Below are 13,519 nucleotides of genomic sequence, written 5' to 3'. Positions count from 1 at the left end.
CCACATCCGTAACACCAGTCCCGTGCCGAACCGCGGCCCTGCGCCGCGCCGACACAACGAGGTTGCCGTACCCATGCGCCACGATGAAGGAGCCCGCGGTGAGTGCTGACCCGACGCAGACGCTCGCTTTCGACACGAGCTGTCACCTGTTCGACGGGTGTGGCTTCCCGGCTCCGGGCCTCCACTCGTTCCTGTTCAAGCCGCTCTTCGGCGACGCGGACAGCAACCTGTACTTCAACAAGACGATGCTGCTGGCGCTGCTCGGGTCGATCGTCATCGTGGGCTTCTTCTGGGCTGCCTTCGCCAAGCCGAAGGTCGTCCCGGGCAAGCTCCAGATGATCGCCGAGACCGGCTACGACTTCGTCCGGCGCGGCGTGGTCTACGAGACGATCGGCAAGAAGGAGGGCGAGAAGTACGTTCCGTTCGTCGTCTCGCTGTTCTTCTTCATCTGGATGATGAACCTCTGGTCGATCATCCCGGTCGCCCAGTTCCCGGTCACCGCGATCATCTCGTACCCCGCGGCCCTGGCCGGCATCGTGTACATCACGTGGGTCGCGCTCACCTTCAAGCGCCAGGGCTTCGTCGGCTTCTTCAAGAACGTCACCGGCTACGACAAGACGCTGGGCGCGGTGCTGCCGCTGTCCATGACGATCGAGTTCTTCTCGAACCTCATCGTCCGGCCGTTCACCCACGCCGTCCGACTCTTCGCGAACATGTTCGCCGGGCACACCCTGCTGCTGCTCTTCACGATCGCCAGCTGGTACATGCTGAACGGCATCGGCATCGCCTACTCCGGTGTCTCGTTCGTCATGGTCCTCGTGATGACCGCCTTCGAGCTCTTCATCCAGGCTGTCCAGGCGTACGTCTTCGTACTGCTGACCTGCAGCTACATCCAGGGCGCGCTCGCCGAGCACCACTGAGCCGTCCCACCACCACCCCGTCATCCGGTGGCCAACCCCCACCGGTCCTTGAAAGAGAAGGAAGAACCGGCATGTCCGCTCTTGCGCAGGCCACCCTCGCCGCCACCCAGATCAAGGGCAACCTCGGCTCGATCGGTTACGGCCTCGCCGCGATCGGCCCGGGCGTCGGCATCGGCATCATCTTCGGTAACGGTACGCAGGCGCTCGCCCGTCAGCCCGAGGCTGCCGGCCTCATCCGCGCCAACCAGATCCTCGGCTTCGCCTTCTGTGAGGCGCTCGCCCTGATCGGTCTGGTCATGCCGTTCGTCTACCCGACCTCCTGACCCGACCGTCGCGCACCAATAGACGAAAGGCACTGATATGAGCCTCTTGGTTCAGCTGGCGGCGGAGAAGCCCGAAAACCCTCTCATCCCGCCGGTTCCAGAGCTCGTCATCGGCCTGATCGCCTTCGTCATCGTCTTCGGCTTCCTCGCCAAGAAGCTCCTTCCGAACATCAACAAGGTTCTGGAGCAGCGCCGCGAGGCGATCGAGGGCGGTATCGAGAAGGCCGAGGCCGCGCAGACCGAGGCCCAGAGCGTCCTCGAGCAGTACAAGGCGCAGCTGGCGGAGGCCCGGCACGAGGCCGCGCGCCTGCGCCAGGAGGCTCAGGAGCAGGGCGCCGCGCTCATCGCCGAGATGCGCGCCGAGGGCCAGCGGCAGCGTGAGGAGATCGTCGCCGCCGGTCACGCCCAGATCGAGGCCGACCGCAAGTCCGCCGCGCAGGCGCTCCGTCAGGACGTCGGCCACCTGGCCACCGACCTGGCCGGCAAGCTCGTCGGCGAGTCCCTCGAGGACCACGCCCGGCAGAGCCGTGTGATCGACCGCTTCCTCGACGAGCTTGAGGAGAAGGCCGAGGCGGCTCGATGACAGCCCACGGAGCGAGCCGCGAGGCCCTGGCAGCCGCACGTGAGCGTCTCGACGCGCTGACGGACTCCACGTCCGTGGACGCGACGCGGCTCGCCGACGAGCTGGCGGCCGTCACCGCGCTGCTCGACCGCGAGGGCGGCCTGCGCCGGGTCCTCACCGACCCGGCACAGGCCGGCGAGGCCAAGGCCGAGCTGGTCCGGCGCCTGATCGGCGGCCAGGTCTCCGAGACCACCGCCGACCTGGTGTCCGGCCTGGTCCGGTCCCGCTGGTCGCAGTCCCGTGACCTGGTCGACGCGCTGGAGGAGCTGGCGAACACCGCCGACCTCACCGCCGCGGAGAAGTCCGGCACGCTGGACGACGCCGAGGACGAGCTGTTCCGGTTCGGCCGGATCGTCTCCTCGAACACCGAACTGCGCGCCGCGCTCACCGACCGCAAGGCCGGCGCCGCCGCGAAGACCGAGCTGCTGCACCAGCTGCTCGGCGGCCGCGCCAAGCCGGTCACCGAGCGTCTGGTCACGCGCCTTGTGACGGTGCCGCGGGGACGTAGCCTGGAAGCGGGCCTGGAGGCCCTCTCCAAGCTCGCCGCGGAGCGCCGCAGCCGTGTCGTCGCCGTCGTCACCTCCGCGGTGCCGCTGAGCGAGCCGCAGAAGCAGCGCCTGGGTGCCGCCCTCGCGAAGCTCTACGGCCGCACGATGCACCTCAACCTCGACGTCGACCCCGCGGTCGTCGGCGGGATCCGGGTGCAGGTCGGTGACGAGGTCATCAACGGTTCCATCGCGGACCGCCTTGAGGACGCCGCCCGCCGTATGGCGAGCTAGCACCAACTCAAGAAGCAGTACGTACTTACGGCCCTGGTTGGGCCGTGCAGAAGAATCCTGGGGGTCGCCCCCAGACCCCCCAAGTGAAACTTCGGGCCCAACAAGGAGAGCAGGGAACCCAGATGGCGGAGCTCACGATCCGGCCGGAGGAGATCCGGGACGCGCTGGAGAACTTCGTCCAGTCGTACAAGCCGGACGCGGCCTCGCGCGAGGAGGTCGGTACGGTCACCCTTGCCGGCGACGGCATCGCGAAGGTCGAGGGTCTTCCCTCGGCCATGGCCAACGAACTGCTGAAGTTCGAGGACGGCACCCTCGGCCTCGCGCTGAACCTGGAAGAGCGCGAGATCGGCGCCATCGTCCTCGGTGAGTTCAGCGGCATCGAGGAGGGTCAGCCGGTGCAGCGCACCGGTGAGGTCCTCTCCGTCGCGGTCGGCGAGGGCTACCTCGGCCGCGTCGTCGACCCGCTCGGCAACCCGATCGACGGCCTCGGCGAGATCGAGACGTCCGGCCGCCGTGCCCTGGAGCTGCAGGCTCCCGGCGTCATGGCCCGTAAGTCGGTCCACGAGCCGATGGAGACCGGCTACAAGGCCGTCGACGCGATGACCCCGGTCGGCCGCGGCCAGCGTCAGCTGATCATCGGCGACCGCCAGACCGGCAAGACCGCCCTGGCCGTCGACACGATCATCAACCAGCGTGACAACTGGCGCTCGGGCGACCCGAAGAAGCAGGTCCGCTGCGTCTACGTCGCCATCGGCCAGAAGGGCTCGACCATCGCCTCCGTGCGTGGCGCCCTGGAAGAGGCCGGCGCGCTGGAGTACACGACCATCGTCGCCGCCCCGGCGTCCGACCCGGCCGGCTTCAAGTACCTGGCGCCGTACACCGGCTCGGCCATCGGTCAGCACTGGATGTACGACGGCAAGCACGTCCTCATCATCTTCGACGACCTCTCGAAGCAGGCCGACGCCTACCGCGCCGTGTCGCTGCTGCTGCGCCGCCCGCCGGGCCGCGAGGCCTACCCGGGTGACGTCTTCTACCTGCACTCCCGCCTGCTGGAGCGCTGCGCCAAGCTCTCCGACGAGATGGGTGCCGGCTCGATGACCGGTCTCCCGATCGTCGAGACCAAGGCCAACGACGTCTCGGCGTTCATCCCGACCAACGTCATCTCCATCACCGACGGCCAGTGCTTCCTGGAGTCGGACCTGTTCAACGCCGGTCAGCGCCCCGCGCTGAACGTCGGTATCTCCGTCTCCCGAGTCGGCGGTTCCGCGCAGCACAAGGCGATGAAGCAGGTCTCCGGCCGTCTGCGTCTGGACCTGGCCCAGTACCGCGAGCTGGAGGCGTTCGCCGCCTTCGGTTCCGACCTGGACGCCGCGTCGAAGTCGCAGCTGGAGCGCGGTCAGCGTCTGGTCGAGCTGCTCAAGCAGGCGCAGTACCAGCCGATGCCGACCGAGGACCAGGTCGTCTCCGTGTGGGCCGGCACCACCGGCCGGATGGACGACGTCCCGGTCTCCGACATCCGCCGCTTCGAGAAGGAGCTGCTCGAGTACCTGCACCGCAAGGAGCAGGGCCTCATGACCTCCATCAAGGAGGGCGGCAAGATGTCGGACGACACCCTCACCGCTGTTGCCGACGCGATCGCCGACTTCAAGAAGCAGTTCGAGACCTCGGACGGCAAGCTTCTCGGCGAGGACGCCCCGGCCGCGGCCAAGTGACGTAAGGAAGGGACCTGACTCATGGGAGCCCAGCTCCGGGTCTACAAGCGTCGCATCCGATCCGTCACCGCGACCAAGAAGATCACCAAGGCGATGGAGATGATCGCCGCCTCGCGTGTGGTCAAGGCGCAGCGCAAGGTGCGGGCCTCCGCACCGTACGCGAACGAGCTCACCCGCGCGGTCACGGCGGTCGGTACCGGGTCGAACACCAAGCACCCGCTGACCACCGAGGCGGAGACGCCGACCCGTTCCGCGGTCCTGCTCCTCACGAGCGACCGCGGTCTGGCCGGCGCCTTCAACTCCAACGCCATCAAGGCCGCCGAGCAGCTGACGGCGCGCCTTGAGGCGGAGGGCAAGGAGGTCGACACCTACATCGTCGGCCGCCGCGGTCTGGCCCACTACAACTTCCGCGAGCGCAAGGTCGTGGAGTCGTGGTCGGGCTTCACCGACGAGCCCTCGTACGCGGACGCCAAGAAGGTCGCGGCGCCGCTGATCGAGGCCATCGAGACCGAGACGGTGGACGGCGGGGTGGATGAACTCCACATCGTCTACACCGAGTTCGTGTCGATGATGACGCAGACGGCGCTCGGCGACCGGCTGCTGCCGCTCAGCCTCGACGAGGTCGCGGAGGAGGGTGCCGCCAAGGGCGACGAGATCCTCCCGCTGTACGACTTCGAGCCCTCGGCGGAGGACGTCCTCGACGCCCTGCTGCCGCGCTACGTGGAGAGCCGCATCTACAACGCGCTCCTCCAGTCGGCGGCTTCGAAGCACGCCGCCACGCGGCGCGCGATGAAGTCGGCCACCGACAACGCGGGCGAGCTGATCAACACGCTCTCCCGTCTTGCCAACGCGGCCCGCCAGGCCGAAATCACCCAGGAAATCAGCGAGATCGTCGGTGGCGCCAGCGCTCTGGCCGACGCGACCGCGGGGAGTGACCGATAAATGACCACTGTTGAGACCGCGACGGCCACGGGCCGCGTCGCCCGGGTCATCGGCCCGGTCGTCGACGTGGAGTTCCCCGTCGACGCGATGCCGGACATCTACAACGCCCTTCACGTCGAGGTGGCCGACCCGGCCAACGCCGGCGAGAAGAAGACGCTGACCCTGGAGGTCGCCCAGCACCTGGGTGACGGCCTGGTCCGCACCATCTCCATGCAGCCCACCGACGGTCTGGTCCGCCAGGCCCCGGTCACCGACACCGGCGACGGCATCACCGTCCCGGTCGGCGACTTCACCAAGGGCAAGGTGTTCAACACCCTCGGTGACGTGCTGAACGTCGACGAGCAGTACACGGGCGAGCGCTGGTCCATCCACCGCAAGGCCCCGAACTTCGACGAGCTCGAGTCGAAGACCGAGATGTTCGAGACCGGCGTCAAGGTCATCGACCTTCTCACCCCGTACGTCAAGGGTGGAAAGATCGGTCTGTTCGGCGGTGCCGGCGTCGGCAAGACGGTGCTCATCCAGGAGATGATCTACCGCGTCGCCAACAACCACGACGGTGTCTCCGTGTTCGCCGGTGTCGGCGAGCGCACCCGTGAGGGCAACGACCTCATCGAGGAGATGGCCGACTCGGGCGTCATCGACAAGACCGCCCTGGTCTTCGGCCAGATGGACGAGCCCCCGGGCACCCGTCTGCGCGTCGCGCTGGCCGGCCTCACCATGGCCGAGTACTTCCGTGACGTCCAGAAGCAGGACGTGCTGTTCTTCATCGACAACATCTTCCGCTTCACGCAGGCCGGTTCCGAGGTCTCGACCCTGCTCGGCCGCATGCCCTCCGCGGTGGGCTACCAGCCGAACCTTGCCGACGAGATGGGTCTCCTCCAGGAGCGCATCACCTCGACCCGCGGTCACTCGATCACCTCGATGCAGGCGATCTACGTCCCCGCGGACGACCTGACCGACCCGGCCCCGGCCACCACCTTCGCCCACCTCGACGCGACGACGGTTCTCTCCCGTCCGATCTCCGAGAAGGGCATCTACCCGGCCGTGGACCCGCTGGACTCCACGTCCCGGATCCTGGACCCGCGCTACATCGCGGCGGACCACTACAACACCGCGATGCGCGTGAAGACGGTCCTCCAGAAGTACAAGGACCTCCAGGACATCATCGCGATCCTCGGTATCGACGAGCTCGGCGAGGAGGACAAGCTCGTCGTCCACCGTGCCCGTCGCGTGGAGCGCTTCCTGTCCCAGAACACCCACGTCGCCAAGCAGTTCACCGGCGTCGACGGGTCGGACGTCCCGCTGGACGAGTCGATCGCCGCGTTCAACGCGATCATCGACGGCGAGTACGACCACTTCCCGGAGCAGGCGTTCTTCCTGTGCGGTGGCATCGAGGACCTCAAGGCCAACGCCAAGGAGCTGGGCGTCTCCTGAACACCCTGAGTTCTCCGGAACTCCTTGTGTTCTTCGTGTGAGGGGGCGGGCGCGTCCCGCCCCCTCACGCACGCCTACTAGAATTGACCCCAACACCCGGCGCCCCTGCCGGGTGGTGACCCGAGGAGCCACCCTTGGCTGCTGAGCTGCACGTCGAGCTCGTCGCCGCGGACCGCCAGGTCTGGTCCGGCGAGGCCACCCTGGTCGTCGCGCGCACCACGTCCGGCGACATCGGCGTCATGCCCGGTCACCAGCCGCTGCTCGGTGTGCTGGAGTCGGGCCCGGTGACCATCCGTACGAGTGATGGTGGAACGGTCGTCGCCGCGGTGCACGGCGGTTTCATCTCGTTCGCGGACAACAAGCTCTCGCTGCTCGCCGAGACCGCCGAGCTGTCGGACGAGATCGACGTCCAGCGTGAGGAGCGTGAGCTGGAGCGCGCGAAGGCGGAAGGTGACGCCACCGCCGAGCGACGCGCCGACGTCCGTCTGCGGGCGGCGACCGCGCGCTGACAGACTGCGTTCATGCGTTGACGTAACCCAGCCGCGGCTGGGACCGGAGCCACTCCGGTCCCAGCCGCGGCTGAGGTGGATCTGGGTGTTTTTACGTTCCATTACCTAGGAGACGGGGAGGTCGGTGCCGATGGTCCTCGCTCTGACTGTGGCCGGAATCGTGGTCGTGCTGGTGGTGGTGGGACTCTTCCTGTTCGGCCTGCGCCGCAGACTGATCCAGCGCTCCGGCGGTACCTTCGACTGTTCCCTGCGCTGGGACGTCCCTGAGAACACGGACACCAGCGGCAAGGGCTGGAGCTACGGCGTGGCCCGCTACAACGGCGACAGCGTCGAGTGGTACCGCGTCTTCTCCTACGCCTACCGGCCCCGCCGGGTCCTGGAACGCGACCGGATCGAGGTGGCCGGCCGCCGCCTGCCCGAGGGCGAGGAGGAACTGGCCCTGCTCTCCGACGCCGTCATCCTGGCCTGCACCCATCGCGGCACCCGCCTCGAATTCGCGATGAGCGAGGACGCGCTGACCGGATTCCTCGCGTGGCTGGAAGCAGCCCCGCCAGGACAGCGGGTGAACGTGGCGTAGCCGCATTCACCCGCTGGGTGGGGTCCTCCCCCGGACGCAGTCCGGGGGAGGGTCGATGTTGCTCAGGACACCTTTTCCTCAGGGGGCTACGACATCCCGGAGCTGATGGCGCTCACCAGTTCACCGTTGCTGGTGTCGCCGCTGAACTCCCAGAAGAAGGCGCCGCCGAGGCCCTGGGACTTGGCCCAGCTCATCTTGCCGGCGATCGTCGACGGGGTGTCGTAGGACCACCAGTTGGTGCCGCAGTGGGCGTACGCCGTGCCCGCGACGGTGCCGGTGACGGGGCAGGACGTCTTGAGGACCTTGTAGTCCTCGATGCCCGCCTCGTACGTCCCGGTCGCCGCGCCCGTGGCCGTGCCGCCCGGTGCGTCCTGGGTGACGCCGGTCCAGCCTCTGCCGTAGAAGCCGATGCCGATCAGCAGCTTGCTCGCCGGCACGCCCTGCGCCTTGAACCTGGCCATCGCGTCGGCCGTGTCGAAGCCGGCGGTCGGGATGCCCGAGTACGAGGTGAGCGGGGAGTGCGGGGCGGTCGGGCCGGTGGTCGCCCAGGCGCCGAAGAAGTCGTACGACATCACGTTGTACCAGTCGACGTACTGGGAGGCGCCCGCGTAGTCGGTGGCGTCGATCTTGCCGCCGGCCGAGCCGTCGGCGGTGGTGGCCGCGGTGACCAGGTTGTTCGAGCCGAACTTGGCGCGCAGCGCGGCCATCAGGTTCTTGAAGGCCGCCGAGCCGCTGGTGTCGCAGCTCAGCCCGCAGGCGTTCGGGTACTCCCAGTCGATGTCGATGCCGTCGAACACATCGGCCCAGCGCGGGTCCTCGACCAGGTTGTAGCAGGAGTTGGCGAACGCGGTCGGGTTGGCCGCCGCCTGCGCGAACCCGCCGGACCAGGTCCAGCCGCCGAAGGACCACAGGATCTTGATGTTCGGGTACTTGGCCTTCAGCTCGCGCAGCTGGTTGAAGTTGCCGGCCAGCGGCTGGTCCCAGGTGTCGGCGACGCCGCTGACCGACTGGTCGGCGGTGAACGTCTTCTGGTAGTCGGCGTAGGCGTCGCCGATCGCGCACTGGCCGTTCGTCACGTTGCCGAAGGCGTAGTTGATGTGCGTGATCTTCGCCGCGGACCCGGACGTCACCAGGTTCTTGACCTGGTAGTTCCGGCCGTAGATGCCCCACTCGGTGAAGTAGCCGAGCTTGACCTTGGAACCGGTGGTCGGGGGAGTGGTCGTACCGCCGGTGGTGTGGACGGCGACCGCGCCGCTGGCCGGTCCGGTCTGGTTCGCGGTGTCGCGGGCCTGGACCGTGTACGAGTAGTCGGTGCCGGCCGTGAGGCCCGAGTCGGTGTACGACGTGGCGGTCACCGTGGAGACCACCTTGCCGTCACGCAGGACGTCGTAGTTCTTGACGCCGTTGTCATCGGTGGCGGCGGACCAGCTCAGCTGCACCGAGGTGTCGGTGATGCCGGAGGCGGTCGGGGTGCCCGGCGCGGAGGGCGCCGAGTCGCCGGGGGTGGTGGTGCCGCCGTCACAACTCGTGCTGTTGAGCAGACAGTTGCTCGGCGATCCCGAACCCGCGCCGTTGAATCCGAAGGAGACGGAGGCGCCGGGGGCGATGGAGCCGTTGTAGGACTTGTTCTTGGCGGTCCAGTGGGTGCCGGAGGAGGTGACGTCCGCGTCCCACGCGGAGGTGACCGAGGTTCCGGAGGGGTAGTCCCACTCGACGGTCCAGGAACTGATGGTGGTGGTGCCGGTGTTCTTGACGGTCCACTGGCCGCCGAAGCCGGTACCCCAGTCCGAGGTCTTGGCGTAGGTCGCGGTGGCGGACGTCGCGGCCTGGGCGGGGCCCGCGAGGCCGACCAGACCGGCCAGGGGGAGCACCAGCGTCGCGAGCCCTGCCGCGACTCTGTGTCTGAAGCGCATGCTGCGCCTCCCTCTTGATCGGGGGTGACGTGGGCATGACTGAGCCTTCATGCCCATGGTGCCGCGAGAATAGAAAGGTCTGGACCACCGGTCAATAGGTCTGGACCACTCTGTGTGCGGCTCCGTATACGAATCCGCGGATCCCAACTCCCGCCCCGGCACCGTCGATTGCCCCCGGCTGCGCGGTTCCCGCTCGGCCCGCGACCGGCTGACGAGGGCCCGCACCGTGGCCTCGGCCCGCTCCGGCCCGGCAAGGCCCCGGCCGGCCCCCCGTACGCCCCGAGCAGGAGAGCCGTACCCTGACCGGACGGTGAGGGGAGGGCACATGGATGCGACGGGCGGCCCCGGATCGGTCCTGGTCGTGGACGACGATCCCGCCATCCGGCGTTCGCTGGAGCGCGGACTGCGGCTGAGCGGCTTCCGGGTGCGGACGGCGGACGACGGCCACGCGGCGCTCGCGGCGATCGGGCGGACCCCGCCGGACGTCCTCGTCCTCGACGTGTCGATGCCCGGCCTGAGCGGCATCGAGGTGTGCGAACGGCTCCGCGGCGACGGCCGGGACCTCCCCGTCCTGATGCTCTCGGCGCTCGACGAGACCGCCGACCGTATCGCCGGTCTCCAGGCGGGCGGCGACGACTACCTGGTCAAGCCGTTCGCCCTGCAGGAACTGGTGCTGCGGCTGCACGCGCTGCTGCGCCGCCGGCCGCCCGCGGGCGAGGTGCTGAGGATCGCGGGCCTGGTGATCGACCCGGCGGCCCGTACCGCCACGCGGGACGGCCGGCCGCTGGAGCTGACCCGGCGCGAGTTCGAACTGCTGGCGGTGCTCGCGCGGAACGCCGGGCTCGTCCTCAGCAGGGACCAGCTCCTGGAACGGGTGTGGGGCTACGACTTCGACGTGCGCACCGACGCCGTCGACACCTTCGTCAGCTATCTGCGGCGCAAGCTGGAGGCCGGCGGCCGGCCCCGGCTCGTCCACACCGTCCGCGGTGTGGGCTTCGTCCTGCGGGACGCACCATGAGGCTGTCCACCCGCATCGGACTCGCGGTCGGGGTCACCGTGCCGCTGCTGGTGCTGGCCTCCGGATGGCTGCTGCTCCAGCTCGTCAGGCAGGATCTGCACGGCGCCGAGGACGACCACCTGCGGACCCGCGCCGCCGCCGTGACCCCGGACGCCCGCGCCCTGCTGCGGGCCAGTGCCGGCGGCCGGCCCAAGGCGGCCGACAACCGCGAACGCCTGCTGTACAGCGCCGCCCTCGACGTCGGCGTCCGCGTCGTCGGACCCGACGCCACCTTCAGCGGCGGCCCCCAGCCGGACACCACGGTGCGGCTCCCGGCGCGGGCGGACACGCCGGTCACCGTCCGGGACGGTGCCACCGGCTGGCGCGCGCTGTCCGTGCCGATCCGGACGGCCCGCGGCCCCGGGACACTGTGGGTCTTCTCCACCGACGCCGCCGACCAGACCCAACTCCGCCTCGTGCGGCGCCGGGTGGCGGTGACGACGGTCCTTGCCGCCCCCCTGTCCGGCCTGCTCGCCTGGGGCATCGCCACCGGCGCGACTGGCCCGCTGCGCCGCCTGGGCCGTCGTACCGCCGGACTCGACCCGCGCACCAGCGCCGCCCGGCTGCACCACGAGCCGACCGGGGTGACCGAGGTCGACGAGCTGGCGGCCACCCTCCAGAAGGCCCTCGCCCGCTACGACGAACAGGCCGCCCGCACCGCCGAGGCCCTGCACACCGCCAGCTCCTTCTCCGCCGCCGCCTCCCACGAACTGCGCACCCCGCTCATGAGCATGGGCACCAACCTCGACATCCTCGCCGCCCACCCCGACCTCTCCGAGCCGGACCGCACGGAGGTCCTCGCCGATCTGCGCCACGAACACGCCCGGCTGCTCGGCCTGCTGGTGATGCTGCGTGAACTCGGCCGCGGCGACCTGGTCGAGGCCGAGGCCCTGGTGACCGTGGACCTCGCGGAGACCGCGGACGCGGCGGCGGCCGAGGCCCGGCGGGGCGCCCCGGACGCCCTGATCACCGTCGAGGCGGCACCCGGGCTCACGGTCCACGGCTGGGAGCCCGGGCTGCGGCTGCTCCTGGACAACCTGCTCGCCAACGCCCTTGCGCACGGCCGGGAGCCGGACGGCCGGGCGACCGTCACGGTCGGGCTGCGCGGCGCGGACGGGCAGGCCGTGATCACCGTCGACGACCGCGGGCCGGGCGTGCCGCCCGCCGAACGGAGCCGGGTCTTCGAGCGGTTCCGGCGTGGCCCCGGCAGCTCCGGCTCGGGGCTCGGCCTGACCCTCGTCGCCCAGCAGACCGCACTGCACCGGGGCCGGGTCACGGTCATGGCCGGTCCGGACGGCAGCGGCGCCCGCTTCGAGGTACGGCTGCCCCGGGCGGGCGGTGCGCTCCCGGCCCACCGGGACTGGCTGATCGCCACAGCCCGGACAAACCAGTCACAGGGTTTTCCCAAAGACGGTTCCTAGCCTCCGTCGCGTCGGACGGACGACGGGGCCGTCCGCGGAACGGAGAACACGATGCACGCACGACAGCACCGGCGCACCCTGCTCGTGGGGCTCGCCACCGCGGCCCTGCTGGCCGCCGGTACCGGCGCGGCCGTCGCCGACGCCACGCCCGCGCCGAAGGCGACCCCCACCGGCGACGGGGCCCGGGCCCTGTGCAAGCGGGTCCCCAGGATCGACCAGCGCATCGACCGGGCACTGCGGCGGCTGAACGCCGGGGCGGACGAGCGGGGTTCCGTGGCCCGGCTGCAGCGGCGGCTGGACAACGCGAAGGCGGCGGGGCACGACGAGGTCGCCACGTACCTCCAGGACCGGCTCACCTTCCGCAGGTCCCTGGTGCCGACCCTGGAGCAGCGGAAGCGGGATCTGGCCGACGTCCGGGCCTGGTGCCAGGACAACGCCGGGGACGCGGCGGGGAGCGCGAGTTGAGGGGCCTCAGGCTCGCGGCCGTCGCGCTCGCCGCCCTCGCGGGACTCGCCGCCGGCTGTGCCCATGGCGCCGGAACACCGGGGAAGGCGGCAGCCACGCCCTCCGGCGCGCCCTCCGGCTACGTGGAGATGCAGCAGAAGGCGGACGCGGCCGAGTCCGCGCTCGCGCAGGCGGACAAGGACGCGGCCCAGGACGACACGGGCCGCTGAGGCGACGGGGCGGGCGGGGGCGTCTGGCCGCTCAGCGCTCCCCGCCCGGCACCCACAGCACGTCCCCGAGCTCCTTGTTGGCCGTCCGGGCCAGGATGAACAGCAGGTCCGACAGCCGGTTGAGGTAGGTCGCCGTCAGCGGGTTCATCACCTCGCCGTGCACCTCCAGCGCGGCCCACGTCGACCGCTCGGCCCGCCGTACGACCGTGCAGGCCTGGTGGAGCAGGGCCGCGCCCGGGGTGCCGCCCGGCAGGATGAAGGAGCGGAGCTTCTCCAGCCGCTCGTTGAAGCGGTCGCAGTCCGCCTCCAGCCTGTCCACGTAGAACTGCTCGACGCGCAGGGGCGGGAACTCGGGGTTCTCCGCCACGGGGGTCGACAGGTCCGCGCCGACGTCGAAGAGGTCGTTCTGCACCCGGGTGAGCACCTTGACGACCTCCTCCGGCAGGCCGCCCAGCGCGATCGCCGTCCCGATCGCCGCGTTCGCCTCGTTGGCGTCGGCGTAGGCGGAGATCCGCAGATCGGTCTTGGCGACCCGGCTCATGTCCCCCAGAGCGGTGGTGCCCCGGTCGCCGGTCCTGGTGTAGATGCGCGTCAGATTGACCATGCGGCCAGCGTAAGGGTGTCCCCGGTGGCGGC

General features: G+C 70.0%; 15 protein-coding genes. 13 read left to right on the top strand and 2 right to left on the bottom strand.

The window, feature by feature from the left end:
* Positions 1 to 83: 83 nt before the first annotated feature.
* From atpB to AB0472_RS22990, 9 genes are all read left to right on the top strand, one after another.
* Positions 84 to 920: a F0F1 ATP synthase subunit A gene (atpB, locus tag AB0472_RS23030; RefSeq protein ID WP_093499061.1), complete on the top strand. Its 837-nt coding sequence runs from the start codon at positions 84 to 86 to the stop codon at positions 918 to 920.
* A 71-nt stretch (positions 921 to 991) separates the two neighbouring features.
* Positions 992 to 1,243, top strand: a complete 252-nt coding sequence (gene atpE, locus AB0472_RS23025; RefSeq protein ID WP_093499060.1) for an ATP synthase F0 subunit C — start codon at positions 992 to 994, stop codon at positions 1,241 to 1,243.
* A 37-nt stretch (positions 1,244 to 1,280) separates the two neighbouring features.
* Positions 1,281 to 1,826, top strand: a complete 546-nt coding sequence (locus tag AB0472_RS23020) for a F0F1 ATP synthase subunit B (RefSeq protein WP_294011079.1) — start codon at positions 1,281 to 1,283, stop codon at positions 1,824 to 1,826.
* Positions 1,823 to 2,644: a F0F1 ATP synthase subunit delta gene (locus tag AB0472_RS23015; protein ID WP_366358449.1), complete on the top strand. Its 822-nt coding sequence runs from the start codon at positions 1,823 to 1,825 to the stop codon at positions 2,642 to 2,644. The genes AB0472_RS23020 and AB0472_RS23015 overlap by 4 nt, the downstream gene beginning before the upstream one ends.
* 122 nt (positions 2,645 to 2,766) lie before the next feature.
* A complete protein-coding gene (atpA, locus tag AB0472_RS23010) occupies positions 2,767 to 4,356 on the top strand; it encodes a F0F1 ATP synthase subunit alpha (protein WP_351497084.1) in 1,590 nt (529 codons plus the stop codon).
* A gap of 21 nt (positions 4,357 to 4,377) precedes the next feature.
* On the top strand, positions 4,378 to 5,298 hold the full coding sequence (locus AB0472_RS23005) for a F0F1 ATP synthase subunit gamma (protein WP_366358447.1): 921 nt from the start codon (positions 4,378 to 4,380) through the stop codon (positions 5,296 to 5,298).
* Entirely contained in the window at positions 5,299 to 6,732 is a 1,434-nt protein-coding gene (atpD, locus tag AB0472_RS23000) for a F0F1 ATP synthase subunit beta (RefSeq protein ID WP_366358445.1), read from the top strand.
* Positions 6,733 to 6,866: 134 nt separating this feature from the next.
* Complete coding sequence (locus AB0472_RS22995; RefSeq protein ID WP_181805896.1) at positions 6,867 to 7,241, top strand: F0F1 ATP synthase subunit epsilon; 375 nt, start codon at positions 6,867 to 6,869, stop codon at positions 7,239 to 7,241.
* Positions 7,242 to 7,371: 130 nt separating this feature from the next.
* Complete coding sequence (locus AB0472_RS22990; RefSeq protein WP_366358444.1) at positions 7,372 to 7,818, top strand: DUF2550 domain-containing protein; 447 nt, start codon at positions 7,372 to 7,374, stop codon at positions 7,816 to 7,818.
* Between the two features lie 86 nt (positions 7,819 to 7,904).
* Here AB0472_RS22990 and AB0472_RS22985 read toward each other — a convergent pair whose 3' ends face one another.
* Positions 7,905 to 9,731 carry a glycoside hydrolase family 18 chitinase gene (locus AB0472_RS22985; protein WP_366358442.1) on the bottom strand — a complete coding sequence of 609 codons (1,827 nt, stop codon included), beginning with the start codon at positions 9,729 to 9,731 and terminating at the stop codon, positions 7,905 to 7,907.
* A 325-nt stretch (positions 9,732 to 10,056) separates the two neighbouring features.
* Between AB0472_RS22985 and AB0472_RS22980 the strand changes: the two genes are divergently transcribed.
* The 4 genes from AB0472_RS22980 to AB0472_RS22965 are packed head-to-tail and all read left to right on the top strand — an operon-like array spanning position 10,057 to position 12,883.
* On the top strand, positions 10,057 to 10,749 hold the full coding sequence (locus tag AB0472_RS22980) for a response regulator transcription factor (RefSeq protein ID WP_366358440.1): 693 nt from the start codon (positions 10,057 to 10,059) through the stop codon (positions 10,747 to 10,749).
* Positions 10,746 to 12,209: a HAMP domain-containing sensor histidine kinase gene (locus AB0472_RS22975; RefSeq protein ID WP_366358438.1), complete on the top strand. Its 1,464-nt coding sequence runs from the start codon at positions 10,746 to 10,748 to the stop codon at positions 12,207 to 12,209. The genes AB0472_RS22980 and AB0472_RS22975 overlap by 4 nt, the downstream gene beginning before the upstream one ends.
* A 51-nt stretch (positions 12,210 to 12,260) precedes the next feature.
* On the top strand, positions 12,261 to 12,674 hold the full coding sequence (locus AB0472_RS22970) for a hypothetical protein (protein WP_366358436.1): 414 nt from the start codon (positions 12,261 to 12,263) through the stop codon (positions 12,672 to 12,674).
* Positions 12,671 to 12,883 (top strand): hypothetical protein, encoded by a 213-nt coding sequence (locus AB0472_RS22965; protein WP_366358434.1) that lies wholly within the window; start codon positions 12,671 to 12,673, stop codon positions 12,881 to 12,883. Before AB0472_RS22970 ends, AB0472_RS22965 begins: the two co-directional genes overlap by 4 nt.
* A gap of 31 nt (positions 12,884 to 12,914) precedes the next feature.
* On the opposite strand, the gene AB0472_RS22960 is transcribed toward AB0472_RS22965, so the two are convergent.
* The gene (locus tag AB0472_RS22960) at positions 12,915 to 13,487 is read right to left on the bottom strand and encodes a cob(I)yrinic acid a,c-diamide adenosyltransferase (protein WP_366358432.1); all 573 of its coding nucleotides are present in this window, start codon (positions 13,485 to 13,487) and stop codon (positions 12,915 to 12,917) included.
* Between the last annotated feature and the right edge of the window lie 32 nt (positions 13,488 to 13,519).

This window comes from Streptomyces sp. NPDC086777 (assembly GCF_040702065.1).
Lineage (GTDB): Bacteria > Actinomycetota > Actinomycetes > Streptomycetales > Streptomycetaceae > Streptomyces.
The sequence above is the reverse complement of the archived record's forward strand: the minus strand, read 5'-3'. Positions and strand labels throughout refer to the sequence as shown.

What these genes read in the sequence shown, in the direction of transcription:
- atpB (WP_093499061.1), top strand. Translation starts at nt 84, where the DNA reads ATGAAGGAGCCCGCGGTGAGTGCTGACCCGACGCAGACGCTCGCTTTC.
- atpE (WP_093499060.1), top strand. Translation starts at nt 992, where the DNA reads ATGTCCGCTCTTGCGCAGGCCACCCTCGCCGCCACCCAGATCAAGGGC.
- AB0472_RS23020 (WP_294011079.1), top strand. Translation starts at nt 1,281, where the DNA reads ATGAGCCTCTTGGTTCAGCTGGCGGCGGAGAAGCCCGAAAACCCTCTC.
- AB0472_RS23015 (WP_366358449.1), top strand. Translation starts at nt 1,823, where the DNA reads ATGACAGCCCACGGAGCGAGCCGCGAGGCCCTGGCAGCCGCACGTGAG.
- atpA (WP_351497084.1), top strand. Translation starts at nt 2,767, where the DNA reads ATGGCGGAGCTCACGATCCGGCCGGAGGAGATCCGGGACGCGCTGGAG.
- AB0472_RS23005 (WP_366358447.1), top strand. Translation starts at nt 4,378, where the DNA reads ATGGGAGCCCAGCTCCGGGTCTACAAGCGTCGCATCCGATCCGTCACC.
- atpD (WP_366358445.1), top strand. Translation starts at nt 5,299, where the DNA reads ATGACCACTGTTGAGACCGCGACGGCCACGGGCCGCGTCGCCCGGGTC.
- AB0472_RS22990 (WP_366358444.1), top strand. Translation starts at nt 7,372, where the DNA reads ATGGTCCTCGCTCTGACTGTGGCCGGAATCGTGGTCGTGCTGGTGGTG.
- AB0472_RS22985 (WP_366358442.1), bottom strand. Translation starts at nt 9,731, where the DNA reads ATGCGCTTCAGACACAGAGTCGCGGCAGGGCTCGCGACGCTGGTGCTC.
- AB0472_RS22980 (WP_366358440.1), top strand. Translation starts at nt 10,057, where the DNA reads ATGGATGCGACGGGCGGCCCCGGATCGGTCCTGGTCGTGGACGACGAT.
- AB0472_RS22975 (WP_366358438.1), top strand. Translation starts at nt 10,746, where the DNA reads ATGAGGCTGTCCACCCGCATCGGACTCGCGGTCGGGGTCACCGTGCCG.
- AB0472_RS22970 (WP_366358436.1), top strand. Translation starts at nt 12,261, where the DNA reads ATGCACGCACGACAGCACCGGCGCACCCTGCTCGTGGGGCTCGCCACC.
- AB0472_RS22960 (WP_366358432.1), bottom strand. Translation starts at nt 13,487, where the DNA reads ATGGTCAATCTGACGCGCATCTACACCAGGACCGGCGACCGGGGCACC.